We start from the raw sequence: 23,939 nt of genomic DNA, 5'->3' as shown, positions 1-23,939 counted from the left end.
AGGGAGAAAGAAGTGATGAAAATGCGGATCGTACGTTTAGTCATGTTGGATGCGGGAATTATAGCGGCTTCAGTGTGGCTTGTGTTTTTACTTCGGTTTGATTTTCAAATCCCTGAGCAGTACATGTGGATGCTTCCGTGGGCGATACTCATTCACATTATGGTGTACGCAGCGTTCTCATTTGGATTCAAGGTGTATAACAATATCTGGCGATACACCGGTATAGGTGAGTTATTGCAGCTGCTAAAAGTGAGTGCTTTAACACTCTGTGGAGTGGTCGCTGTCAATGTATCTACGCATGTATTCGTCCCTTCTTATCGATTGCCGATTTCGATTTATTTTGCAGCGGGATACGTATTTCTCGGCATTTCCGGCTTACGTTTAGTTAACCGCCTCATTAACGATAGGTTCGAAACTCCGGGAACAAAGGGTTCATCCGAAGGCAATCTGCTAATCGTAGGGGCAGGGAAAGCGGGCATCCTCGTTACCAAAGATATCAAGCATTCAAGATTTAAATTCATGAACCCAGTCGCTTTCATAGATGATGATATCTCAAAGCGCAAGCTGGAGCTTATGGGGTTACCGATTGTCGGTAACCGTAACTTCATTCCCCAGGCAGTCGAGCAGCTGGATATTTCGTTCATTATCATCGCTTTGCCTACGGCTCCACAAAAGGAATTACTGGAGATCATCGAAATCTGCAAATCTACCAAAGCTCAGATCAAGTTAATGCCTAGTATGACCGATATTTTGGACGGGAAAATGGCCATTAACATGATCCGTGAAGTATCCGTAAATGATTTGCTGGGGAGAAGCCCAATAGAAATTAATACGGAAGAGATTCGTGAGAATTTGGGAAGCGAGTGTATTCTCATCACCGGTGCAGGCGGTTCAATTGGTTCGGAGTTATGCCGGCAATTGGCTGCGTACCGTCCGAAGGAAATGCTGCTTTTGGGGCATGGAGAAAATAGCATTTATCTTATTGAACAAGAATTGCGGCAGTTATATCCCGATCAGATCATTCATCCCATTATAGCGGACATTCAGGATGTATCGCGGATTGATAACGTTTTTCAAAAATTCCGCCCCTCCATTGTGTATCATGCCGCTGCTCACAAGCATGTTCCTCTTATGGAGATGAATCCAGTAGAGGCAGTTAAAAATAATGTGATCGGCACAAGGAATGTAGCGGAAGCGAGTGCTAAATATGGTGCTAAACGGTTCATCCTCATCTCATCGGATAAGGCGGTTAATCCTACCAGTGTTATGGGGGCCACGAAACGAGCCGCGGAAATGATCATTAATGATCAGAATTCCTTAAGCAAGACGGTTTTTGCTGCTGTACGTTTTGGTAATGTGCTGGGCAGTAGGGGAAGTGTCATTCCGTTATTCAAAAGACAAATCGAAAACGGCGGCCCGGTGACGGTTACACATATGGATATGGTGCGTTACTTCATGACGATACCCGAAGCGGTACAGTTGGTTATTCAAGCAAGTGTGCTGGCACAAGGGGGAGAAGTGTTTGTGCTGGATATGGGTAAGCCAGTTCGTATATACGATCTAGCGAGGGATTTAATCCGCTTGTCGGGTCTCGAGCCTGACAAAGATATTCCCATTGTGGTCACTGGCATTCGTCCTGGAGAAAAATTGTTTGAGGAGCTTTTGACTGAAGAAGAAGGGTTATTGGTCACTAACAACTACCGTATTATGATTAGCCGCCCGCAAAGTGTCTCCAGATCTGAACTGAATTTGGTGTTGGGGGTTCTGGAGAACTTGTGCAAACGGTATGAACTGATGCCAAGCAGTCATCAGATCAAAAAACTGCTAAAGCAGCTAATTCCAAGCTATTCGGGTTTTCAGGAAGAAACGCAGGTGGGCACACATGATCTTGAACGCATTAAATCCGAAGTTCATGCGGGAATCTGACCTATGAAGTCGACTAAGTATTCATGGATGACAAGATTATGGGGCAAGCGCGACAAGCCAATTACAGGTAAACGTTCACGCATGCGGCGGGTGGGACGATACAGCCTGATTGTTATTCTTGTTGTGGTTGTAGTTGGGGGGATCTGGATTGGAGGGATATTGAATCCAGAGCATCGTTTTAACAAGGCGATTCTTAACCCCTTGACGATCCCTAGCTCTAATGTGGTTACGGACAATGAAGAGAGGGTACAGTCGCTCAGCACACCAGCCCCACAAACACAAACGGATGAGCTTATCCTAACAACGCCTACACAAACTCCAGCTGCGGCGATATCCCCAGCAGACAAGAAAAGCTCATCCTTTAATGTAGTGCTAATTGGAACAGACACTTGGGGCGGAGAAAGCTCGCGGGCAGATACGATCATGGTTGCCCATGTGATGCCGGATCAACGGAAGGTGAATATCGTATCTGTGCCGCGGGACACGCGGGTTTATGTGCAGAATGTCGGTTATACCAAGATCAATCATGCACATATCGTTGGTGAGACAAAGGGTGGGAATCAGCAGGGTACGCTGACACTGATTCAAGCCGTTAGTGATTTTATGAATATTCCTATTCATTACTACATCAAGACGAACTTCTCCGGTGTTCGTGATTTCATCGATTCGATCGGCGGGATCGATATGCAAATTGATCAGGATGTGACCATCACTCCGGAGATCACCATCAAGAAAGGTGAGCAGCATCTGGATGGTGCCCACACGCTTTATTTAGCAAGGGAGCGTTACTCGACTCCGGAGGGTGACTTTAGCCGCCAACGGGAGCAGTTCAATATCGTTCGGGCTGTAGCCAAAAAGCTATTAAGTCCGGAACACCTTCCTGATTTAGCGGGACTGCTACTACATGAAAAGAAAGACATTATTGATACGAGTTTTAGTGACAGTGATTTGATGAGCTTAGCTTGGCTATTCAAGGGAATGGATTCCGCGGATTTTGCTTACGAACAGATTCCTGGCCATAACAGCTCTGCTCTAGATCCGCTCGTCCGAACTAAAGTGTATTACTGGAGTGCTAATTCGGAAGAGGTAAAGTCACTCACAGAACGTCTTTTTACGGAATAAGAGAAAGGCGGGGGGATGACTACCATGTATCGCCATATGAAGCGGGGCTTCGATTTGGTGGGAGCGATCTTTATGTTAGGTGTGTTTAGTCCGGTCATGGCTGTAGTGGCGTTGCTGATTCGGATAAAGTTGGGAAGTCCTATTTTGTTCAAGCAGCAGCGGCCGGGCATGGGAGAAAGACCCTTCTACATCTACAAGTTTCGAACCATGGCTGAAATGTATGATGCGCAAGGCCAGCCGTTATCGGATGCTCGGCGTTATATCAAATTCGGCGGATTGATTCGAAAGCTGAGTCTGGATGAGCTGCCGCAATTAGTGAATGTTGTGAAGGGAGAAATGAGTCTGATCGGACCAAGACCTTTGCTCATCCGTTACAGCCCGCATTACTCTGAACGGGAGCGGCTGCGATTCACTGTAAGACCCGGAATCACGGGATTGGCGCAGGTATCTGGACGTAATACTTCGGAATGGAAACAGCGGCTCTCCTATGACGTTACCTATGTTGAGAAGCTGAGCTTTAGATTAGATGCGTTGATCTTATGTAAAACTGTGCTGAAGGTGATCCGCCAAGATGACGTTGTGGCCAATCCGGGTGAGCATAGTCTGCCGCTCGATGAGTACAGAATGAACCAAAAGGAGGGGTCGGCATGAATTTGCGGTTTAGTCCGCTTCAGGAAGATGATATTCACCTTGCATGCCGGCTCTTACAGAGCAACTTGCCAGAGTCGGTCTACAATCAAACCATATTCGCCTGTGGCGGTTATCCCGAATATTTGAAAGCAGCATGTAAATGCGGAAGCCATTCAGCAACACTGCTGATTGGTGCCTATTCTGAAGATCTTCTTATTGGATTCGCTGAATGGAGAAGAATGGAGCAGATGCTGGTTCTGAATAACTTGAATGTGGACGCAGCTTATCGAAAAGACGGCATCGGCGGCAAGCTTATGGCCTACGGGGAGACGTTAGCCCAAAAGGATGGCATTTCGAAGCTGGCACTTGATGTATTTTCGTGGAATGAGCAAGCTCATGCTTGGTATTTGCGGCTTGGTTTTGCAGAGGAAGGCCGGACTTACTGGTATGTAAGAGATTTGGCTCCAGCGATTGATAGGGATAGAGAAGCATTGGCGTACATCATAGATGATTACCCGATGGCAGAAGCACATCATCAAAAGTATGGATTCTCTTCTCTTAAGATTAGAACGAAGGAAGAGACTTCAGTAGTGGGCCGGTTAGGTGAACAGTATTATCGTATCCAGCTGCAAAGTGGAGGGTGGAGTGGCTGCAATCTTTTGACAGACGTATTAATGGATTTAGACCGGGAGAAAAGGCTGCTGTTGCTTTCTTCAGATGCTTATTTGCGTGAGCGAGACCCCGAGCTAATCTTAAGCACTGAAAGTATACGTATGATCAAAATATTGGAGAATCAAGAGGTGTTGTATGAGTAACTTTATCGTGCTAGGCAGCTCTAGTTCAGAGGAATGGGATGCCTATTTGAACCAGTTAGAGACGAAGGATATCTATTTCTCCTCAGCGTTTTTTCGGCTGTTTGAGGACGGAGAGCACCAGCAGGCAGAGCTGTTTGTATTCAAGCAGGGAGACCAGCTCATCATTTATCCTTACTTGCTTCGTTCCATAAGCCATCTTCCTGCTGTAATCCAACTGGGGCTTGAAGGTGATTGGTACGACATTAGTACACCTTATGGATACGGGGGACCGATATCGAATCTCCCTCCAGGAGCCGAACGAAGTGAGCTGTACCGGCAATTCAGTGAAACGTTCACGGATTACTGTAGAGAGAAAAAGATCATGACTGAGTTTGTGAGATTTCATCCCTTAATAGGCAACGCTACGGAATATCAAAGCGGGCTTACTACCGAGTGGAATAGAAATACAATTTATATTGATTTGACTGTGGGTTCGGAGGCAGAGCTTATCCGGAATTATGGCAGCAATCATAAACGGAATATTCACAAAATAAAGTCTGCGCCCTTTACAATTCGGAATTCCAATCTGAAAGATCGTATTGAGTCCTTCAGTGAATTGTATTACGGAACACTAAATGATTTACAGGCGGATTCTTTTTATTATTTCCCCAAAAAATTTATAGAAGATACTAGTTATCTACTTGAGGGGAGAGTAGAGCTATTCGAAGCTATGGTTGGGGAGAAAACGGTGGCAACCAGCATCGTGTTACATGAACGACCGTGGATGCATTATCACCTATGTGGTTGGGATCGCGCCTATCTGCAGTGGTCACCTACCAAATTGCTAATTCACGCAGCAGCCAAGTGGGGGATGGAAAATGGCTTTGAACGTTTTCATCTTGGCGGGGGATATAAGGGGAATGACGACTTATTTCAATTCAAGCATAGATTCGCGACACAACTGGAACCCCTTGACTATTACTTAGGTAAACGAATTTTTTTTCCAGAGTTGTATGAGCGGATCATATCCTTTTGTGACACTAGAGTATCAGGAAGTTACTTTCCGCTCTATCGGCATCCAGATCTCGATATGATATGTATTCCATCTGGAGAAATCGGTCCAAATGGAGAAAGGAGCTTCGCATGAGCATTCGTCAAACAAGCATTCTGCCACGAATCTTGTTATCCCCGCCGCATATTAGTGGACGTGAGCAGGTCTACATGGAGGAGGCGATACACTCTGGTTGGATTGCTCCTATTGGTCCGCAAGTCGATGCGTTCGAGCGGGAGATGGCCGCCTACACAGGATCAAAGGGTGCACTAGCGTTAAGCTCTGGCACGGCGGCGATTCATCTCGCACTTCGTCTAGCCGGTGTCACACAAGGAGATTACGTGATCTGTTCAACGCTCACGTTCGTTGCTAGCGCCAATCCTATTTTATATTTGGGGGCCACCCCCGTATTTGTCGATTCAGAGCCTGAGACCTGGAACATGTGTCCGCTGGCTTTTCAGCGGGCCTGCCAAGATTTGAATGACAAAGGACTGCTGCCAAAAGCGGCTGTTGTCGTCAATTTATACGGACAAAGCGCAGATATGGAGCCCATTGTAGAAATAGCTGACCGATATGGAATTACCTTGATTGAAGATGCTGCCGAATCATTAGGTGCTTTCTATCAAGGCAAGGCCAGCGGAACCTGGGGCCAATTCGGAATCTATTCTTTCAACGGAAATAAGATTATTACAACCTCAGGTGGGGGCATGCTCGTATCCGACGATACCGAAGCCCTAGAGCAAGCGCGCTTCTGGTCTACGCAAGCCCGAGACACTGCCCCTCATTATCAACATTCCGAAATGGGATACAACTATCGGTTAAGCAACCTGTTGGCAGCTATAGGACGCGGTCAATTAGAACTGCTTGAAGAGCGGGTTGAACGGCGCAGATCTATTGGCCGGCGATATAGGGAACGTTTAGGTTCCATACCGGGTCTTCATTTTATGCCGGAAGCACGCAATTGTCGCAGCACGCACTGGTTGAGTGCGCTGACCATCGATGAAGAAGTGGCGGGGTTCTCTTCACGACAACTTCTGTCATGTCTGGAACAGCACAATATCGAAGCTAGGCCTGTATGGAAACCGCTGCATTTACAACCCTTGTTCGAGAGCAATTACTACTATCCTTACAGTGAGGAATACAGTGTATCAGATAACTTATTTTCAACAGGTGTCTGCCTGCCTTCTGGAAGCTCTTTATCGGATGAGGATTTGGAACGTGTCATTTATGCGATAGAGACATGTAACCAATACCGTTGATTCATCTTATTTAGCCTTCCATCCGCTGGCAGCTGATCCGCTTTCCTTCACATACAAAGTGGCTTGTGCCGTGCCATCCGTTCGCATGGCCAGACTGCCAACTGGGGCGGTTACGACTCCCTCGGGCGAACCCTCCACTATGAACACCGCGGGCAACACTGCCCCGCCAGTGAGGCGAATGGCCCGTTTGAAGTTACCGTAGGTCGAGAACCATTCAGGAAGCGAATAAGGATTATACAAGGTACCTAGTGATGTGCCTTGCATACCGATTAGTGTTTCGAATTCTAGAATTCGCTTTACTTTCACTGCCCGGGTATCGAACACAGCTACATTATTGAGGCGCAGAGATGGTTTAGCTGCACCGTAAGAAGAGACTAGCACTACCTGATTGGTTCCGCTATTGCGGACGATCATATTGTCGACAGTAGCCATGACGTCAGACTCCGTTGTGAATAAATGCAAAGTACTGCCCGTTAAGTCCTGTGCATCCATCGTCCCCACATAAAGATCTCCCCCGTCGATTCGGACACCACTTGCTAAGGTGGAACCCGAGCCGTACATTCCTAACGAACCGATATGCAACCTTGGTTTACCTCCGGCAGCATTAAACGCTGCATAGATCGCAGGGCCTCCGATGCCATCGAACTTGGCGCTAGCGATATCAATAAATTGTGAATAGATCGTCTGTAGACCGAAGTTAGCTTTATGATCGGTGGAGCGGATAGCCAAATGATTGATTTTCAGCGTCAGTCCATAGGACAGTAAGGCAGGACTTACCGATCCGCTTACACGCATATCTAGTGAACCGATGTCGAGTGTCCAGAGTTTAGCGATAGCATCTGTAAGCCCTGCTGATAGATCGTTACCGAAACCAATGGTAGTCAAGGAGTCGAATCGCTGATAAAAGCTGCGCGTTCCTTTAAAGACGTCGGGTTCAAGATCGAGAGAGTTAGCGCCAGTAAAACCCGGTGCGCCACCGCGGCTATTATTCAGGACTGCTCTGTTGACATGAAGCTGGTCTACAAAATGGACCACAAAGTTCTTTCGTCCAGCAGTCTCACAGCGTGCATATCCGATGTGCACATTAACGGAGGGGATTTCTTCTGTCCCCCCAATGAAGATATTATCTCCATAGCAATCGTGAGAGTACACTGACTCTATCGTTATATTTTGCGAAGAAGATATGAACAAGCCGTGAAGTTGATCGTTGACGGCTGTTTTAACAGTCGATGCATTTCCATCAATTTCAAGGGTGCCCGCGATTGTAATATTTGAGGCATTTAAGATGACTAGAACCCTAGTGTCTGAGGGTGGATTCGGGGCAAGCACAAGTTTGGAGCCGGCTTCAAAGCTTAAATTCGTTTTGGCCGGAATTCGAAGACACCACCAGTCGAGGACGGAGGGGTTACGCATGCGTCCCGAAGATACCTTATATACACCAGGAGGAAAGATTACTACTTTGTTTTTGGCGTTTCCCGCATTGATAGCATTTTGAATCGCTACTGTATCGTCCTTGATACCGTTTCCTACAGCGCCGTACGATCGGACGTTCACATAACCGTTAGTCTCAGGGTCTAATTTAATAGATGTGACCGCACCATCAGAAAGGATGGACGTAGTCACCGAGCTGTCTGGAATAGGGGCAGTAGCCATATACTTCACTCCTTTATACTTTGATTTTGTATTTTATGTGAATTTTTCGGGGAATGCACGGTACAAAGATCACTCTTAGCGGGCGAAAGGAGTTTTTTATTTTGAAGGTATTGGTAACTGGGGGGTTAGGCTTTATTGGGTCCCATGTGGTTGATCGGCTAATAAAAAAGGGCATAGAAACTGTGATTGTAGATAATGTATCCGGAGCCTCCGGTCTGACTTATATGAATTCTGCTGCGGTTTTGTATAAGTACGATATTCGGGATGAGACTTTGCATGAGGTGTTTAACCTTGAAAAGCCAAATGCAGTCATTCATCTGGCTGCACAGATCGACGTCAGAGAATCACAGCGGAACCCGTTATTTGATGCGAATGTGAATATTGTTGGCACGCTGAATGTACTGCGCATGTGCGAGATCCATCAGGTTCAAAAGCTAGTTTATGCCTCATCGGCAGCGGTTTATGGGAACCCGGAATATTTGAGCATTGATGAGCAGCATCCCTTAAATCCCGAGTCCTGCTATGGTGTATCCAAAAGTGTACCAGAGTCATATATTCGGATGTTTGCCAGCTTACATGGGCTGAAATATACGATTCTGCGTCTCGCTAATGTATATGGGCCAAGGCAAAGTTCGCACGGAGAAGCTGGCGTTGTTTCCGTTTTTCTGGATCGGATAAAGCAAGGGAAGGATCTTGTTATCTATGGGGACGGTGAGCAGACTAGAGATTTCGTCTATGTGGAGGATGTGGCGCAAGCGTTCGTTGATGCGGTTCAGACCGACGGCAGAGTGAATAATGAGACGATGAATATTAGCTGCGGAATACCAACCTCGATAAATACGATGGTTCGGATATTAGGGGACATCACGGGTCGGGATTTCCTGACAACCTATGCGGAGCCTCGTCCGGGGGATATTCTCCATAGCTATTTAAACAATCAAAAAGCCCAGGAATTATTGTCTTGGTTCCCTAACCATACCTTTCATACCGGGCTGGAAAAAACAATAACTGACCGCTTAAGTGTAGGAAGCGCAGTAGATCATTAAAAGCACCCATTGAAAGGGGCACTCCGCATGGAACGCAAAATGAACTCGGAAATGTTCGTTCTCCGTAGTGTAGCCTGCTTAAGTATAGCCCTGCTGCATGCTCTTTATCGGGTTTATGACGATGGAAATACACCTTGGGTAGAATCGGTGGGTTTACTGCTAACGTTTGGCACACCTGTATTCGTATTTATCTCCCAATTCGTGTTGTCATTTGCCTATCCCAATGAAATTCCAGCGAGATTTTGGGAGAAAAGAATCAAGTATATTTTATTGCCTTACTTTTTTTTCGGGACCTTGTATGCAGGACTAAAAGGATTGGAGATGTCGGGTAGTGACGGCATTCCTTTGCTGCAGGCTTTTTGGTATTACCTCTGGCGTCATTTGCTGATTGGAGATTTCCATGGCTATTTTATACTGATTATCTTTCAGTTTTATGCTTTATTCCTCTGGTTTCAGACGTATGCGAAGCGGCTTAACCCCCGCAATATTCTAATCGTATCGTTCCTTATTAACGTTATCTATTTGGGTTGCTTCAACTTTACTACGCCCGCAGATACGGCTGCCGCCCATTATTTCTGGGATAAAATGTACTGGATTTTCGCACCTGGTTGGATTTTTTACTTTACAGTAGCCTATTACTTGGGACGAAATGAGCTGTGGTTCCGGGAAAAATTAAAAAAGTTCCGCATAGCCGTATACACGCTCCCGGTTCTGACAGGTGCGCTTGTGCTGTTCGTGAATAGTCAAGGCTGGATAACGGCGCATAGCTCCAAAAGAATTGATATGCTTCTATTCGCCTTAAGCATGATTTTGCTGCTCTTCTCCGTGGCATCGAAAATGAAGAAAGTGCCACGTGTACTGGAATGGAGCAGCAGATACTCTTTTGGCATATACTTGCTTCATCCTTTGCTATTGGCTATATTCGTCAAGCTTCCAGCTTCATTTGGGTTGCAAAACCTTGGACTATTTAGTGTTCTGCTGCAATTTGTCGGTTGTGTGGTAGGCTCGGCACTTATAATGAATTTAGCGAATCGAATTCCTGGCGGAGCGTATGTATTCGGTCGGATCGGCGTTGGGATAAACCCAAGCAAACCACCGAAATCGCTGGATAAGCCGATAACTCCGAGTATTGGGAATGCAAACTAGCTTGGATTTGACCGGCCGCTAATCGTCTGTGTTTAGGTGATTAGTGGTCTTTTTTTGTTTTTGTGTTAATTGCGATTCCTTCGCTAATTACATCGCGATTACATCGCACTAGCAGCATCCTCTCAATTCTCATTAAAAAAGCAAAATAGTTGTAAAAAGTACAATTAAGTCTTATGCTCGCAGCTTTGGGGCAGTTTAATTGTATATTTTACAACTATTATTTTGGAATCCCGCCATATTGAGGAAATTGCTCGTATTTAAGTGTACAGAGTGCAACTAAATTCACAAAGGCTACCTTCAAAGCGTATATAGTTGCACAAAATACAATTAAACAAACTTCGTCGTTACCTAACATTAGCTACACTCTGGCACATTGGCGGCAAAGTCCCAGTATAATTGTTGTATTGTAGTCAGTTCACACGAGGTTTTGATTGTTCGGACCGTATTGCAGCTATTTTCACTTTTTAGTTGATTTTACGATAGTTTCGGACTGTATTGCGCTTATTTCCATAAAAACACACATTATGGAAGCTACTTTACACGAATAGCTGCATCTAAGTCCGATAATTTAGCAAAATGAATGAAATTATTAAAATAACGGCTCCTCAGTCCGATCTATAGTGAGGGGGATCTAATTAGATGAACTTCGATTATAGTCGAAGGGAACTAAATTAGTTAGAATAATTAGGTAGTCCCTTTATGGTTTTTTACATCCAGAGAATAATGCATCGTGCAGAATATTAGGAGGAAATGAATAGTGGAACTTGGAGTAAGCACATTTGTCGAGACCACACCGGATGTCCAAACGGGTGAGACAATAAGTCATGCAGAACGACTACGTGAAGTAGTGGAGGAAATTGTACTTGCCGAAGAGGTGGGATTAGATGTATACGGAGTAGGTGAGCATCATCGGCATGATTATGCGGCATCTTCACCTGCGGTTGTACTGGCTGCAGCTGCTTCGTTGACTACTAAGATCCGGTTGAGCAGTGCTGTAATGATCCTGTCTTCAGCCGATCCGGTGCGTGTGTTTCAGGACTTTGCAACGCTGGACGGAATTTCGAACGGACGTGCGGAGATTATGATCGGCCGGGGTTCGTTTACAGAGTCTTTTCCTCTATTCGGATATGATCTGAAGGATTATGAAGAACTGTTCAATGAGAAGCTGGAATTGTTATTAGCCATCCAAAAGTCAGAAAAAGTGACCTGGAAAGGCAAACACCGAGCAGCTATAGAAAATTTGGGGATTTACCCGCGTCCGGTTCAAGATCCTTTACCGATTTGGATCGGGAGTGCAGGAAGTCCAGAGTCTGCGATCCGCACAGGATCACTAGGTTTGCCTTTTGTTTTAGCGATTATAGGGAATGTTCTACCGCTGGATTATGCGTCACATGTGCAGCTTTACAAAAAAGCAGCTGCTGAAGCCGGGCGTGATATTTCAAAATATCCAATCGCTTCGCATTCACACGGGTTTATAGCGGAGACTAATCAGTTAGCGCTGGAGAAATTTTTCCCTTCAACGCATGCCCGGACCAATGTGCGGGCGAAGGAAAAAGGAACACCTCCGTACCATCGTGCAGATTATGATGCAGCGTGCAGCTTAGATGGCGCCCTTTACGTAGGTGATCCAGAAACTGTTGCTAATAAAATCATTCATCTGCGCAAGCATGTGGGAATTACGCGATTCTTTTTACATGTGCCGCACGGCACGATGCCTCATGAGGATGTTATGCAGGCGATTAGACTGCTTGGCACCGAAGTGGCCCCACGTGTTCGGGAAGAAGTAGCGCGCTGGGAAGCAAGTAATCGGTAATTTAGTAAGCTGCGTCCTTAGGACGTGGCTTTTTTTGTAAGGTATACTGAAGAAATGAATAACGTTTTATACAGGAGGGGCAATGGATAAAATTCATTATTTATCTCAATTCAATTTGCTTCAATCGTTAGGACTGGAAGACCTAATTGAAATGGAAGAATTAACGCGAATAACAGTAGTCCCCAAAAATACATATATCCAAACACCGTCAACCTTTTCTGAAGGACTGTTTTTTGTGAAAAAAGGGAAGGTTCGTTTATACCAATTAAATGCAAACGGTAAGCAATTTACATCGGATATCCTTAATGAAGGCAATGTTTTTGGTGAAATGGGTGTGATTTCTTTTGGAACGAAGGAACATTATATTGAAACGATTGAGGAAAGCCATATCTGCACAATTGATCCTGGAAGGTTTGAAGAATTCATCTCTCACCGGCCTAGGTTTATGATGTTATTATTGCAAGTATTGAGCGACCGCATAAAAAGTATGAGTCAGTTAACGCAAAATCTAGCCATCGGAAATCTGCATGATAAAATATTGTGCGTTCTTTTAAAGCTGGCGGATCAGCATGGGGTTGAGCATGAGGATAATTGTTACAAAATTAATGTTCCTCTATCGCATCAAGAAATCGCTAATTTAATTGGGGCCAGCAGAGAGGCTGTAACAGTGGCACTACAAGAATTGGTGAAAGCTGAAGTTATTCGGACAGGGTTCAGAACTATCTATATCCAGCGAGACAAGATCTTGGAAAGAAATATAACTTAGCTATTGAGTTGTAAACGAGATTACAGCTTCATTTTTAGAAACAACGGTATCCTAGCTATGACATGAAGGTGATTTAAGCTCTCAAATCATAGTGAAGGGACGATTTCCATGGAACACAGGAAGGGCGCTCGGAAGGTTACTGAAATTCCCGTTGAGATTGTAGAACTGCTGAATAAAGGATATTTACAGAGCGTGAATTTAACGGAATGGCTTGCTGTGGATCATCTTATATTGCTGGAAAATGTACTGAATGAGCTAGGTTTTGAACAGGAAGCTAAACCAATTTTACAAAGGCTGAATGCGTTATCGGAAAAGAAAATCATGAAGCTCATCCCGGTGATTTCACGTGAGTGGCAGCTTCTATTTGATTGTAAATCACAGCTGGAACGTTCCCGACTATTTGCTGTGTTAGCTCATCATAACTCCGATAGTGTTCGCTGCTGGGCTGCTTATATCGTGGGCCAGAATCATCAATGGAGTCTAGTTCAAAAACTAACAGCAATCCGTCCTTTTGCAGCGGATGGTTTTTGGGGTGCGTGAGATTTCTTGGATGGCTTTGAGGGAATCAGTCATTGCCGAGCTGGAAGCGTCCATTGAATTGTTAAAGGATTGGGTTCATGATCAGGACGTGAATATTAGGAGATTTGCGGTCGAATTGACGCGTCCACATGGGGTATGGGCAAAGCATATTACAGCGCTCAAAGAAAATCCAGCGATTGCCCTTCCGCTATTAGAACCGCTTAACTCTGATCCGGCAAAATACGTCCAGGATTCTGTAAGCAATTGGTTAAATGATGCTAGCAAAAGCAATCCGGCATGGGTACAACAAATTTGTGACGATTGGTTGAACCTATCGGGTACCAAGGAAACAAAGCGGATTGTAACCCGGGCAACAAGAAGTATTACTGATCAAAAATGAAATTAGTGCATCACTTTAGACTGGATATTCAAACGCCAAACACTATGGACTAATATGTGTTGGCGTTTTTTATTATGGAGTTAACTTGGATAATTCAAGAGAAAGACTACTTCCTATTTATTATTTAAACCAAACTTCGTGAAAATATTTATATTGTTAATCCTCAGGTCATCTGTTATACTCTGAAACACCAAATGTTATAAAAACTAACACTAATTAAAGGAATGGAGGATTTTCGTATGAAAAAACAAATAATTCGTAATGTAGGCGTCACGTTATCCATGTTTTTAGTGGTGAATTCGTTATCCGGTGTCATGTATGCTAACACATCGAATGATGCGTATAAGCCAAAAACCCATGTTCTGAAGGCCAATTCGGAGACTGTTCGATGGGGGAATATTGGTAAGGGAGATCCAGCTCTGACTGTACATTCGGGAGACATCGTAACGGTTGAGGCTATTACACATCACTCTGGTGATGATTACGAGCGGATGATTAAAGGAGATGCGGGAGTGGAGGATATTTTCCACTGGATTGAAGGGGAGAAGAACGAAGCGCTCCGCGGGCCAGGCGTACATATTATGACGGGTCCCATCGCAGTAGAAGGTGCTGAACCAGGGGATGTGCTGGAAGTGAAGATTCTGGACATGAAGCTGAGACCTAATGGAAATGAACAATACGCTGGAAAAACATATGGCGTGAATGCCGCGGCGAACTGGGGTTATCTATACGGAGATATGGTGGAGGAGCCGAAAAAGCGTGAGGTAGTAACCATCTATGAGATGGATACGGAGGGTGGAACAGATTATGCAACAGCTGTATATAACTACAAATGGTCTGTGCAAACCGATCCGGATGGTCAAGTGCACCCGACAATTGACTACCCGGGTGTTATCGTTGACCATAAAACGATTGATAAGAATTTCGATGTGCTAAAAGGTGTGAAAATTCCGGTGCGTCTCCACTTTGGTACAATGGGTGTGGCGCCGAAAGAAGCGGATGTTGTTGACTCCGTTCCACCTTCTTACAACGGCGGTAACGTAGATGATTGGCGGATTACCGAAGGTGCAACGATGTATTATCCTGTATCCGTAGCTGGTGCACTACTGTCGATCGGTGACCCGCATGCCGGTCAAGGCGATTCGGAGATTAACGGTACTGCGATTGAGACATCGGTCACTGGGGATATACAAGTTATTCTTCATAAAAAAACATCGCTTAACAACAAGCTGAAAGGTTTAAACTTCCCATTACTTGAAAATGAGAACGAGTGGGTCGTGCATGGATTCAGCTACGCTAATTATTTGGAGGAGCTGGGGGCTAGTGCTCAGACGGATATCTTCAACAACTCGTCCATCGACAAAGCAATGAAGGATGCCGCTCATAAAACAAAAGATTTTTTAATGGCTGGAATGGAATTGAGCGAAGATGAAGCATACTCTCTGATGTCGGTGTCAGCTGATTTTGGAATTACACAAGTGGTGGATGGAAACTGGGGCGTTCACGCCTTAATTGATAAAGGTCAATTCGGCGATTCCGAGCGCAAGCCCGTGGTTTTACGGAGCAGCTTTGAGAACTATGGAGCAAAGGTTGGCTGGCAGCCTGCCACTAAGACAGTTACGCTGAGCTACAATGGCAATGTACTGGAGATGAAGGTTGGAGCGACAACGGGAATTTACAACGGAGAGACAGTGAAGCTTGTAGCCCCATTAAGTGTTGTGAACGGGCAGGTTGTGGTCAGCGAATATTTCGTGAACTTTTATAAAGCTAAGCTGGCTAAGACAGAGTAGGACGAAATAGCAATTATTTGATAATTCTAATAAAAATTTAGATGAGAAAAGAACCGTCTTTATAGGCGGTTCTTTTTCTTATATATTTAAGCCGTCTTGATTTTTGTGGCGTTTCAATAAAATTTGGTTTTCTACACGTACCAGTCCATCCAGACAATAGATTGATTCATGCATAAACCGTTCCATCTCTTCAAGATTCTCAACTAAGATGTGAATATGCAGAATACAAGGTCCTGTCATTTCGTATAATACAGCTACACGTTCGTTTTCTTTTAATACGTCGACGATATGATTCAAATGAGCAGGCTCTACTTCAAGTTCCAGGTAGGCGGAGATTTTCTTTCCTAACTTTTCGGCACTGATGACAATCGAGAACTGTTCAATAATCCCTTGATTGACTAGCCGATCAATACGGTCTTTCACCGCGACACTTGATAAACTGACTTCTTTAGCTAGATCAGTATAGGAAATTCTGCTGTTTTGGGCCAGCCGCATCAAAATATGGTTATCGATAGGATCTAGCATGCGGATTCGTTCACCTCTTTTTTCGTAATTGTATCAGAAAAAAAGTGGGAATGCCTAGTAGCGCTTTACAGTAGAAGTGTGTGACGGCATTCTCTGCTGAAGATAGTTGACATAAAAGAATTATTTCACTATACTGGCTGTAATCTTATATACGATATACGTTGAAGGAGCCCAGTAGTAACTTAGTCCCTGTTCCAGAAAGCCGGGGGTTGATGAAACCCGGTACACACTAAGCTTGCGAATTACACTTTGGAGTATCTCGGGTAACACCGAGCGGAATGGCGAACGATATCTCGTCAAGAGTGGTATCAATGGTATGCTTGAGCATAAGCGTTTCATGGGTGCAATCTGGGTGGTAACACGGTTATTCAATCGTCCCTATGTCTACAATAGACAAGGGGACGATTTTTTTGTTTTTAAATATAAGGATTTATATGGTTCACTTCATCAATGATCCTTATATTTCTCGCTGAAACGGTACCGTCCTAATCAGGAGGGCAAAGCCGTTTCCGCTTGGCGGACTGATGTTTCATTATAGGATAACTACTAATTTTGAGGGGTGTAAGGCAATGAATATTATCGACGAACTAGAATGGCGCGATGCCATCAATCAACAAACAGATGCCGAAGGGCTTAGAGAACTGACCAATCAAAAATCGGTATCCCTGTACTGCGGTGTAGATCCAACTGGTGACAGTATGCATATTGGCCACTTGATTCCGTTCATGGTGCTCAAAAGATTCCAGCTGGCAGGACATCGTCCGGTTATTCTAATTGGTGGGGCTACGGGAACGATCGGTGATCCAAGTGGACGTCAATCCGAGCGCTCTTTGCAAACGCTGGAGCAAGTCCAAGCCAACGTTGATGCACTTACAGCACAAATGAAAAAATTGTTCGTGACTGATGGCGACAATCAAATCCGCATGGTGAACAACTACGATTGGACGCATAAAATCAATGTTATCGAATTTTTGCGTGACTATGGTAAAAACTTCAGTATCAATTCGATGCTTGCCAAGGATGTTGTAGCGAGCAGATTGGACAGCGGAATTTCCTTTACGGAATTCTCCTACCAAATCCTGCAATCCCTGGACTACCTGCACCTGTTCCAGCATGAAGATGTGCAGCTGCAAATCGGTGGTTCTGACCAATGGGGGAACATCACAAGTGGCTTAGATCTGATTCGTAAAAAAGAAGGTTCTGAAGCGGTGGCATTCGGACTTACCATCCCGCTTATGCTGAAAGCCGATGGTACAAAATTCGGTAAAACAGCTGGTGGAGCCATTTGGTTGGATCCGAACAAAACGACAGCTTTTGAATTCTACCAGTTCTGGGCAAATACAGATGACCGTGATGTTGTGAAATACCTGAAGTACTTTACATTCCTCTCTAAAGAGCAAATTGATGCACTAGCAGAAAAGGTGCAAACCGAACCGCATAAACGTGAAGCGCAAATAACACTGGCTGAAGAAATGACCAGATTCGTGCATGGTGAGGAATTGCTGGAGCAGGCTAAACGCATTACTGCCGCTCTGTTCAGTGGAGATATTAAATCTCTGACCGCTGACGAGATCGAGCAAGGCTTCAAGGAAATGCCGACCTACGAAACGACATTGGAGTCCAAAAATATCGTGGAGTGGCTGGTAGATCTAGGAATTGAGCCATCCAAACGTCAAGCGCGTGAAGACATCACCAAAGGCGCAATTTCCATGAACGGTGAAAAAGTTAGCGATGTAGCATTTGAAGTTACAGCCAGCGAAGCCATCGGCGGACGTTTTATCATTATCCGTAAGGGTAAGAAAAACTACAGCCTGGTGAAATTGTCCTAATAATAAGAAGCCTTCCTTATGAATAAGGAAGGTTTTTTGTTGTATTTTAAGTATAGAGGCAGACTATTTGCATATTAAGTGAAATTTGAAAGGTGAAATCGTCAAAATTATGGTAAGCTTAGGATTCGTGTGATTTATGGATTAACATGATATTCTACAACTATAACAGAAAATTAGGAGTGGTAATTTGAGAAGACAAAAACCAATGACCATGGAAGAATTGATGAATGAGTTACAAGGACAGAAAACGTATCAAGAAGATCCCAATCACATCTCTTTCGAGAAATTGTTTAATGAAGCGTTTATGAGTAAGTATTCCAATTACAAAAGTTTCGATGAGTTTGTAACCAAAGGGAACTTTCAAGTAAAGACAGAAGAAGATGTTGCTGACATACCTGATGAACTCTTTGATCGTCATGTTGTTAGGGAGACGAAGTTTGCGGATTGGAAATCCATGTTGGAAACAGCAAATAGAGAATACGTCCGTAATTAATAAGACTTAGTCTCTAACTACCGTTAGTTAGACTCATCCACAAAGAAACTGCACACCCTTATTGCTTTGTTCCAACGGACAATGGGGAGTGCAGCTTTTTTATGCCCAGTTATTCGACCAGCTATGATGTTTTACTCATCGTTGACTTGCAGATCTATGATTTAATTGAACAAATAGGAATTAGGTTCTACAAAGATAGTATTACATAGGAGGGGCAGAATCGTATGACTGCATGTATACGAACCTCTAAGCAGGAGACCCTTCATGTCATGTGGAAAACCGTCTCAGAGGATTGTAATCTAGCCTGTGATTATTGCTATTACAGTACAGCCGGGGGACATCCTCAGCAACCGATCCGGGTGATGGATACGGAGCTTCTGGAGCGGTTTATCGCTCAGTACATGAAAAGATCATCAGGGATAGCGACTTTCTCTTGGCAGGGTGGGGAGCCATTATTGGCCGGACTTTCGTATTTTGAACAAGTGATTTCATTTCAAGCTAAGTACGCTCCGCCTCATACGATGATCAGTAATGCACTGCAGACCAATGGAACGCTTATCCATGAGAAATGGGCGAAATTTTTTAAACGGTATAACTTTTTGGTTGGGATTAGTCTGGATGGCCCAGAGCCTATTCATGATGCTCATCGTGTAACGGGTTCGGGGAAAGGCAGTTATAGTCTAGTTATGCGTGGGATTCGTCATTTACAGAATGAGGGTGTGGAGTATAGTATTCTGACGGTGATTCATGAAGATAACGTGACGAAACCAGAGGAGTTGATGGCATTTTATCTAGAACATACCTTTCCGAATATTCAGTTTATCCCCTGCATGGATTTTGTTTCTCAAAAAAGTGATGTAGCGGGACGTTTCCGAATTACACCTGAACAATACGGAGTCTTTTTATGCCGTACATTTGACCTTTGGTACAACGGTGGGTATCCAGAGCTTCCTATTCGTATTTTTGAGAATATGCTTCTTGTATTCATGCATCGTGAGGCAGAGTTATGCGTTCACAACTCATGTTGCCCGAAGATGATGGTGCTTGAAACGAACGGGGATGCCTACCCTTGCGATTTCTTTATTGATGAAGAGCATAGGTTAGGAAATATCGGCCAAACTGACCTGAAAGCGCTGCTAACCAGCCCAGTATATGATGATTTTTTGTTAATGAAGCCCAATATGAATGAATCATGCTATAAGTGTGAGTACCTTAGCTTTTGCAATGGGGGATGTCCGCGCAACCGGAATTGGCTTGATGTTAATGATCGGACTGAGGTTGATTATTTCTGCCATAGTTACAAAATGTTCTACTCACACGCCTATGAACGCATGTTATTACTGGCGAACCGACTTAGATCGGAGCGGATGCTGGAGTACAGGAAAAGTGCAAAACCACTTCCAGGTCGAAATGATCCATGTCTCTGCGGAAGCGGGAAGAAATTCAAAAATTGCTGTCAGGCATTATAGCTTTGACTAGATAAGGTTGTCCCAACAGTCATGCAAAGGATTGGGAACAACCTTTTTGTTATGCTATAGAACCATATGATTTCTCGCCATTATTGCCGCACCAGTCACCACAGCTTCTTCTTTTAATATACCTAGGGAGAAGTGAGGTTGGTATTCAGGATAACGGTAAGTGTTTCTCTGTGCCACCTCCACCGCTGTTTGGAAAAACAACTCGTGAGAGTGAATGAGCGCACCGCCTAGAATGATGGTCTCTGGATGAAACAGGTTGATAACGTTAGCGAGCCCGATCCCGAAATGGCTGGCAGCTTGGGTAAATAATTCACGCGCATGTGGATTACCGTCTCTAAAGGCTTGTACCAATACATCATAAGTCAGCTTCTCAGGCGCCACTTTATATCTTTGGAGGATCAGATCGTTGTCCATTTTCGCCTCCGAGCGTGCACTTTGTTCTATGGCCTGCACAGATACAAATGCTTCCAGAGCCCCGTAGTTCCCGTCATGATTTAATCGGGGTCCATCTGTCTGGATGATCATTTGACCAATGGCATCTTCCATATCCATTGTGCCATGAACAATACTTCCATGCGACATCATCGCATAGCGGAGTCCTGCTCCAGCATGTACATAAAGCATATGCTGAATGTTTGCGTGACGGATAGACCATCGTTCCCCAAGCAATGCGGAATTGGCACCGTTGTCCAACCAAGCTTTGAACCCCGTCCGTTCCTCCACCAATTTGCAAATCGGAAGATTGTTCCAGCCCGAAGAAGGGAAGTGCAGCGGCTTTAGGATCAAGCCATGTTCCCGATCAAGTGGCCCCACAGCCCCTATTCCTATCCCGATGATTTGACTGTCCACTAACTGATGGTCCCGAAGGAAAGCGCGTATTTGATTACTGATATGATCTATAAATCTTTCAGGTGTGAATGCCTGATCCATTCGCCAGTGAACAATTGATTTTGGGTTCATTTGCATATCAAATAAACCAAGAGAAGAATACACCCTGGAAATCTCTAAACCGATTATATAACCGTAGGAAGGATTGATCTGGTATAAAATAGGTCTTCTGCCTCCGCTAGATTCTCCAAATCCGCTTTCTATCAGCAAGCTTTCTTCCGTCATCTCATCCAATATCCGGGTCATTGTGCTTTTGGTAAGTGAAAATGTCTGTAGAAGATCCAACTTGGAAACAGTGCCTTGTTCGGCGATTCGGTCGTATAGAAGTTTTTTTGGTGATGGAATTTGTGTCGAGCGCTTTTCCACGATATACCTCCAAGCTATATATAGGATGAACTTGTAAGATCGTTTTTTATATAGTTTGTATTTATTAACATGAATATAGTATAACTCATAAACCCTTGGTTGTATTTTACCGTTCAAAAAACTTAATTCCATTTTGGGAAAAAGTGATATAATGAAATTACGACAGATTATAAAAGGGTGGATTCCATGAGAACAACTATGAAAACAAATATGATACCGAATACAGACCTGAGGATAAGTCTACTGTTTCAGTTGTTTTGGGTATTTGTTCGAATTGGTCCAGTAACCTTCGGGGGAGGTTATGCGATGATCCCTATGATCGAACGGGAAATTTCCGCTAAACGAAAATGGCTGGGTGAAGAAGAGATGGATGAAATTCTATCTTTAGCTGGTGCTGCACCTGGTGGTGTAGGTGTAAATGCAGCGGCATTCATTGGTTATCGTCTTGCTGGTGTGACGGGGGCGATTGCTGCAATCGCAGGGATAACGATTCCGACCTTTATCATTGTTTGTTTGCTTAGCGCCGTGTACTCCCAACTGGCCGACCAACCAAAAGTCATTGCCGCTATGAAAGGGATTAATGGTGCAGTTATTGCTTTGATCCTAGTAGCTGCATATCGAATGGCCAAGAACGCTATAATTGACAAGACTACCGCAGTTACGGCGTTAGTTATACCGGTTGTTTTACTGGTTTTCGGAATTAATCCCATTTACGTGATTGCAGTTGGTTTATGTATTGGGTTTGTATATCTGCAAATTAAACAGCTCTTAGGGCTCCAAGTTCGAACGGAGAAGGAGTCCTTGAAAGCTTCTGATGAAGAATCGAATTATCCGGAGTATTACATCTAGGGGGAAGCGATGTGATTTGGAATTTATTTTTCACTTTTATAAAAATAGGTCTTCTGTCTTTTGGAGGAGGGTACGCCATCATTCCGATGATTCAGCATGAAGCCATGGCTGGGGGTTGGTTATCCGAAGGGGAATTTCAAGAGGTAGTTTCCATCGCAGGGATGTCACCTGGTCCTGTTGCGACGAACAGTGCAACCTTAATCGGATATCGTATAGCCGGAATGGAAGGAGCGATTGTGTCAACATTAGGCATGGTTCTGCCCTCATTTTTAATCATCATTGTTATTTCTGTCTTCTTTTATCGGGTGAGGGATAGTCAATGGATTAAAACGTTATTTTATGGTTTGCGGCCAGTGATTACAGGCTTGATTGCCTATGCTGCGATTCGTTTTGGCTTAAATAGCGTGGAACATGCTTTTATTACTTGGCAGACCCTTGGCATGTTGATCATTGTATTCGCTGCACTTTATGGTTTAATGAAATATAAGCTGCATCCGCTCACCATTATCGTTGCTTCTGGCATTCTTGGGGTAGCTTTTTTTTAGACAGAGCCGGGACGATTCCAGATTGGAGGTAAATCATGTCAGAGAATATACGGGCATGTTGTTCAGCTAGTCGAAATCAAGTCGCGAAACAAGAATCTATTGATGTTTGTAAGGAGAACACAACGGTTCAAGGAGTAACAGGGGAAAAAGATTTCTCGGACATGATCCTTATCCCTGGAGGCACTTTTCTTATGGGGACGGATGATAAGGAAGGGTTCCCCGCAGATGGAGAAGGGCCGACTAGGAAGGTTACCTTATCTTCCTTTTTGATGGATGTAACGGCGGTTACGAACAAGCAGTTTGCTGCTTTTATCAAGGAAACAAACTATGTTACAGATGCGGAACGTTTTGGATGGTCTTACGTGTTTCATTCTTTTGTTTCCATGGAGACAGGGAAAAAGGTGACCCAAGTAGCCACTCAAACCCCCTGGTGGTGGGTGGTGGAGGGAGCGGATTGGTGTCATCCTGAAGGTCCGGATTCCCATGTAGATGAACGACTTGATCATCCGGCTATTCACCTATCATGGCATGATGCGGATGCATATTGTCGCTGGGCTGGTAAACGTCTGCCTACGGAAGCGGAGTGGGAGTATGCCGCACGAGGAGGACTGGTTCAGAAACGGTATCCTTGGGGGGATGAATTAAAACCAGAAGGAGAGCATCGCTGTAATATATGGCAGGGAAAGTTTCCCGATAAAAATCATGCCAGCGATGGTTTTGCAGGTACCGCACCTGTAAGTTCCTATCTGCCTAACGGCTATGGTCTTTATAATATGTCAGGAAACGTGTGGGAATGGTGCGCGGATTGGTTTACTAAGGACTATCATTTATCTTCCGAATCCGTGAATCCGAAAGGTCCAGTAAGTGGTGTCGCAAGATCGATGCGCGGAGGATCATATTTGTGCCATAAATCTTACTGCAACCGTTATCGGGTGGCGGCTAGAAGCAAAAATACTCCAGACAGCTCTGCCGGAAATATTGGCTTTCGATGCACGGCTGATTATACAAGTTAAAGCACTTTTACGACTACTACATAAGAAGGAGGAACTTC

At 44.4% G+C, this 23,939-nt stretch carries 20 protein-coding genes, 1 pseudogene and 1 other annotated feature; of the genes and pseudogenes, 18 read left to right on the top strand and 3 right to left on the bottom strand.

From position 1 onward, the window contains the following. Positions 1-15 precede the first annotated feature (15 nt). From NYE35_RS18650 to NYE35_RS18625, 6 genes are read left to right on the top strand one after another with little or no spacing between them, the layout of a single operon-like run. On the top strand, positions 16-1,926 hold the full coding sequence (locus NYE35_RS18650) for a polysaccharide biosynthesis protein (RefSeq protein ID WP_341121859.1): 1,911 nt from the start codon (positions 16-18) through the stop codon (positions 1,924-1,926). 3 nt (positions 1,927-1,929) lie between these two features. Continuing rightward, on the top strand, positions 1,930-3,048 hold the full coding sequence (locus tag NYE35_RS18645; RefSeq protein WP_341121858.1) for an LCP family protein: 1,119 nt from the start codon (positions 1,930-1,932) through the stop codon (positions 3,046-3,048). 36 nt (positions 3,049-3,084) lie between these two features. Further along, entirely contained in the window at positions 3,085-3,699 is a 615-nt protein-coding gene (locus NYE35_RS18640) for a sugar transferase (protein WP_036689052.1), read from the top strand. Further along, positions 3,696-4,493, top strand: coding sequence for a GNAT family N-acetyltransferase (locus tag NYE35_RS18635; protein WP_051491570.1), 798 nt, complete (start codon positions 3,696-3,698; stop codon positions 4,491-4,493). The genes NYE35_RS18640 and NYE35_RS18635 overlap by 4 nt, the downstream gene beginning before the upstream one ends. Beyond that, complete coding sequence (locus NYE35_RS18630; protein WP_076272689.1) at positions 4,486-5,619, top strand: GNAT family N-acetyltransferase; 1,134 nt, start codon at positions 4,486-4,488, stop codon at positions 5,617-5,619. Before NYE35_RS18635 ends, NYE35_RS18630 begins: the two co-directional genes overlap by 8 nt. Beyond that, complete coding sequence (locus NYE35_RS18625; protein ID WP_076272688.1) at positions 5,616-6,782, top strand: DegT/DnrJ/EryC1/StrS family aminotransferase; 1,167 nt, start codon at positions 5,616-5,618, stop codon at positions 6,780-6,782. Before NYE35_RS18630 ends, NYE35_RS18625 begins: the two co-directional genes overlap by 4 nt. 6 nt (positions 6,783-6,788) lie before the next feature. On the opposite strand, the gene NYE35_RS18620 is transcribed toward NYE35_RS18625, so the two are convergent. Then, entirely contained in the window at positions 6,789-8,435 is a 1,647-nt protein-coding gene (locus NYE35_RS18620) for a glycosyl hydrolase family 28-related protein (RefSeq protein WP_094901879.1), read from the bottom strand. A gap of 101 nt (positions 8,436-8,536) precedes the next feature. Between NYE35_RS18620 and NYE35_RS18615 the strand changes: the two genes are divergently transcribed. The 6 genes and pseudogenes from NYE35_RS18615 (at position 8,537) to NYE35_RS18590 (ending at position 15,915) form a co-directional block, all read left to right on the top strand. Continuing rightward, positions 8,537-9,481: an NAD-dependent epimerase/dehydratase family protein gene (locus NYE35_RS18615; protein WP_076106232.1), complete on the top strand. Its 945-nt coding sequence runs from the start codon at positions 8,537-8,539 to the stop codon at positions 9,479-9,481. A gap of 27 nt (positions 9,482-9,508) precedes the next feature. After that, the gene (locus tag NYE35_RS18610) at positions 9,509-10,627 is read left to right on the top strand and encodes an acyltransferase family protein (protein ID WP_076106230.1); all 1,119 of its coding nucleotides are present in this window, start codon (positions 9,509-9,511) and stop codon (positions 10,625-10,627) included. Positions 10,628-11,384: 757 nt separating this feature from the next. Continuing rightward, a complete protein-coding gene (locus NYE35_RS18605; RefSeq protein WP_036688226.1) occupies positions 11,385-12,440 on the top strand; it encodes an Atu2307/SP_0267 family LLM class monooxygenase in 1,056 nt (351 codons plus the stop codon). Positions 12,441-12,522: 82 nt separating this feature from the next. After that, positions 12,523-13,206, top strand: coding sequence for a Crp/Fnr family transcriptional regulator (locus tag NYE35_RS18600; RefSeq protein WP_036688224.1), 684 nt, complete (start codon positions 12,523-12,525; stop codon positions 13,204-13,206). Between the two features lie 108 nt (positions 13,207-13,314). Further along, positions 13,315-14,125 (top strand): annotated as a pseudogene (locus NYE35_RS18595) (DNA alkylation repair protein). 239 nt (positions 14,126-14,364) lie between these two features. Next, positions 14,365-15,915, top strand: coding sequence for an acetamidase/formamidase family protein (locus NYE35_RS18590; RefSeq protein WP_341121857.1), 1,551 nt, complete (start codon positions 14,365-14,367; stop codon positions 15,913-15,915). Between the two features lie 78 nt (positions 15,916-15,993). Here the strand turns inward: NYE35_RS18590 and NYE35_RS18585 are convergent, their stop codons facing one another. Beyond that, positions 15,994-16,440: an Lrp/AsnC family transcriptional regulator gene (locus NYE35_RS18585; protein WP_038571749.1), complete on the bottom strand. Its 447-nt coding sequence runs from the start codon at positions 16,438-16,440 to the stop codon at positions 15,994-15,996. Positions 16,441-16,592: 152 nt separating this feature from the next. After that, positions 16,593-16,823: a binding site (T-box leader), on the top strand. A 186-nt stretch (positions 16,824-17,009) separates the two neighbouring features. Between NYE35_RS18585 and tyrS the strand changes: the two genes are divergently transcribed. The 3 genes from tyrS to NYE35_RS18570 all read left to right on the top strand — a co-directional run bounded on the left by tyrS (position 17,010) and on the right by NYE35_RS18570 (position 20,231). After that, a complete protein-coding gene (tyrS, locus tag NYE35_RS18580) occupies positions 17,010-18,269 on the top strand; it encodes a tyrosine--tRNA ligase (RefSeq protein ID WP_036688216.1) in 1,260 nt (419 codons plus the stop codon). Positions 18,270-18,474: 205 nt separating this feature from the next. Further along, on the top strand, positions 18,475-18,762 hold the full coding sequence (locus tag NYE35_RS18575) for a hypothetical protein (RefSeq protein ID WP_036688213.1): 288 nt from the start codon (positions 18,475-18,477) through the stop codon (positions 18,760-18,762). Positions 18,763-18,986: 224 nt separating this feature from the next. Continuing rightward, a complete protein-coding gene (locus tag NYE35_RS18570) occupies positions 18,987-20,231 on the top strand; it encodes an anaerobic sulfatase maturase (protein ID WP_341121856.1) in 1,245 nt (414 codons plus the stop codon). Positions 20,232-20,294: 63 nt separating this feature from the next. Here NYE35_RS18570 and NYE35_RS18565 read toward each other — a convergent pair whose 3' ends face one another. Continuing rightward, positions 20,295-21,494 carry an ROK family protein gene (locus NYE35_RS18565; RefSeq protein WP_076106217.1) on the bottom strand — a complete coding sequence of 400 codons (1,200 nt, stop codon included), beginning with the start codon at positions 21,492-21,494 and terminating at the stop codon, positions 20,295-20,297. A gap of 186 nt (positions 21,495-21,680) precedes the next feature. On the opposite strand from NYE35_RS18565, the gene NYE35_RS18560 reads away from it, so the two are divergent. From NYE35_RS18560 to NYE35_RS18550, 3 genes are read left to right on the top strand one after another with little or no spacing between them, the layout of a single operon-like run. Continuing rightward, complete coding sequence (locus NYE35_RS18560; RefSeq protein ID WP_256717124.1) at positions 21,681-22,343, top strand: chromate transporter; 663 nt, start codon at positions 21,681-21,683, stop codon at positions 22,341-22,343. A gap of 11 nt (positions 22,344-22,354) precedes the next feature. Beyond that, the gene (locus NYE35_RS18555) at positions 22,355-22,888 is read left to right on the top strand and encodes a chromate transporter (protein ID WP_036688207.1); all 534 of its coding nucleotides are present in this window, start codon (positions 22,355-22,357) and stop codon (positions 22,886-22,888) included. 35 nt (positions 22,889-22,923) lie between these two features. Beyond that, positions 22,924-23,901 carry a formylglycine-generating enzyme family protein gene (locus NYE35_RS18550; protein ID WP_341121854.1) on the top strand — a complete coding sequence of 326 codons (978 nt, stop codon included), beginning with the start codon at positions 22,924-22,926 and terminating at the stop codon, positions 23,899-23,901. The last annotated feature ends 38 nt before the right edge of the window (positions 23,902-23,939 follow it).

The sequence above is a fragment of the Paenibacillus sp. FSL L8-0494 genome (genome assembly GCF_038003695.1).
GTDB classification, from domain to species: Bacteria; Bacillota; Bacilli; order Paenibacillales; family Paenibacillaceae; genus Paenibacillus_AQ; species Paenibacillus_AQ odorifer.
Note: the sequence above shows the minus strand (reverse complement) of the source record. Positions and strands in the feature narration are given on the sequence as shown.

What these genes read in the sequence shown, in the direction of transcription:
- NYE35_RS18650 (WP_341121859.1), top strand. Translation starts at nt 16, where the DNA reads ATGAAAATGCGGATCGTACGTTTAGTCATGTTGGATGCGGGAATTATA.
- NYE35_RS18645 (WP_341121858.1), top strand. Translation starts at nt 1,930, where the DNA reads ATGAAGTCGACTAAGTATTCATGGATGACAAGATTATGGGGCAAGCGC.
- NYE35_RS18640 (WP_036689052.1), top strand. Translation starts at nt 3,085, where the DNA reads ATGAAGCGGGGCTTCGATTTGGTGGGAGCGATCTTTATGTTAGGTGTG.
- NYE35_RS18635 (WP_051491570.1), top strand. Translation starts at nt 3,696, where the DNA reads ATGAATTTGCGGTTTAGTCCGCTTCAGGAAGATGATATTCACCTTGCA.
- NYE35_RS18630 (WP_076272689.1), top strand. Translation starts at nt 4,486, where the DNA reads ATGAGTAACTTTATCGTGCTAGGCAGCTCTAGTTCAGAGGAATGGGAT.
- NYE35_RS18625 (WP_076272688.1), top strand. Translation starts at nt 5,616, where the DNA reads ATGAGCATTCGTCAAACAAGCATTCTGCCACGAATCTTGTTATCCCCG.
- NYE35_RS18620 (WP_094901879.1), bottom strand. Translation starts at nt 8,435, where the DNA reads ATGGCTACTGCCCCTATTCCAGACAGCTCGGTGACTACGTCCATCCTT.
- NYE35_RS18610 (WP_076106230.1), top strand. Translation starts at nt 9,509, where the DNA reads ATGGAACGCAAAATGAACTCGGAAATGTTCGTTCTCCGTAGTGTAGCC.
- NYE35_RS18600 (WP_036688224.1), top strand. Translation starts at nt 12,523, where the DNA reads ATGGATAAAATTCATTATTTATCTCAATTCAATTTGCTTCAATCGTTA.
- NYE35_RS18590 (WP_341121857.1), top strand. Translation starts at nt 14,365, where the DNA reads ATGAAAAAACAAATAATTCGTAATGTAGGCGTCACGTTATCCATGTTT.
- NYE35_RS18585 (WP_038571749.1), bottom strand. Translation starts at nt 16,440, where the DNA reads ATGCTAGATCCTATCGATAACCATATTTTGATGCGGCTGGCCCAAAAC.
- tyrS (WP_036688216.1), top strand. Translation starts at nt 17,010, where the DNA reads ATGAATATTATCGACGAACTAGAATGGCGCGATGCCATCAATCAACAA.
- NYE35_RS18575 (WP_036688213.1), top strand. Translation starts at nt 18,475, where the DNA reads ATGACCATGGAAGAATTGATGAATGAGTTACAAGGACAGAAAACGTAT.
- NYE35_RS18570 (WP_341121856.1), top strand. Translation starts at nt 18,987, where the DNA reads ATGACTGCATGTATACGAACCTCTAAGCAGGAGACCCTTCATGTCATG.
- NYE35_RS18560 (WP_256717124.1), top strand. Translation starts at nt 21,681, where the DNA reads ATGAGAACAACTATGAAAACAAATATGATACCGAATACAGACCTGAGG.
- NYE35_RS18550 (WP_341121854.1), top strand. Translation starts at nt 22,924, where the DNA reads ATGTCAGAGAATATACGGGCATGTTGTTCAGCTAGTCGAAATCAAGTC.